We start from the raw sequence: 907 nt of genomic DNA on the forward strand, positions 1-907 counted from the left end.
GTCGGAATGGTCAAACCGGAACGTTGGACGCGGCCCCGAGCTGTCGACGTTGATGATCGAAGCGAACCACCAAATCAATCGTGCTGTTCAACCCGGGTTCGGGTGGAAGCGGCTTGAATCAGATGCCATGTCTGCTGAATGACACGTTCCGACTCGCGTAACCAACGCCAACGGATGCAACGTCCCGCGGCAGACCATTAGCCGGCACGACAATGTCATGTGAAATGCAACTACCGACAAACCAGCACCGCACCGACGCCGATCCATACACGTGGAAGGCCCCACGGGGCCGTCGTTAGCCGGTACGATGACGTTCATTGAATCACCGCTGCAGACACCAACACCGACCGAGGCAGTCGACGAACCATGGGATGCACGCGGAGGCCGCGAGTCAGGTTGGATCGGGCTTGATGGATCATTCGCGCGGCCCCGGTGATCCCCAACGTTCGTCGGATGATCAGAGCAGAACATTGCATGCGGCCTCGAACTGTCGACGGTGAAGACCAATGCAAACCGCCAAATCAATTGTGCTGTTCGGCCCGGGATCGCGTGGATGCGGCCTGGCGCGATGCGGCTCAAACCAGAAGCGATGTCTGCTGGTCATGACACTTTCCTACTCGCGTAACCAACGCCAACGGATGCAACGTCCCGCGGTGCTGTCACTAGCCGGTTCGATGATGACCGTTATATGCAACTGCAGGCAATCAGCACAGTAACCAACGCCGATGAATTGACCGTCCCACGCGACCACCGCTAGCCGGTACGATGACGTCGACCGAACACCCGCTGCCGAAACCTGCGCTGCCCCAACCGACCGAGGCAGTCGACGAACCATCCGATGCACCCGAGTCCGCGAGTCGGGGCGTTTCGAAAATGGAAGATCAACCGCGCGGACCGGGTGATCGGT

The 907-nt window shown here is 59.4% G+C and carries 1 protein-coding gene; it reads right to left on the minus strand.

Annotation, left to right across the window (positions count from 1 at the left end):
- Nucleotides 1–613 precede the first annotated feature (613 nt).
- A partial coding sequence (locus tag FYK55_RS29915; protein ID WP_235909047.1) for a hypothetical protein occupies nucleotides 614–907 on the minus strand: 294 nt, incomplete at its 5' end.

Origin of the sequence: Roseiconus nitratireducens (assembly GCF_008629675.1) — a bacterium.
Classification (GTDB): domain Bacteria; phylum Planctomycetota; class Planctomycetia; order Pirellulales; family Pirellulaceae; genus Stieleria; species Stieleria nitratireducens.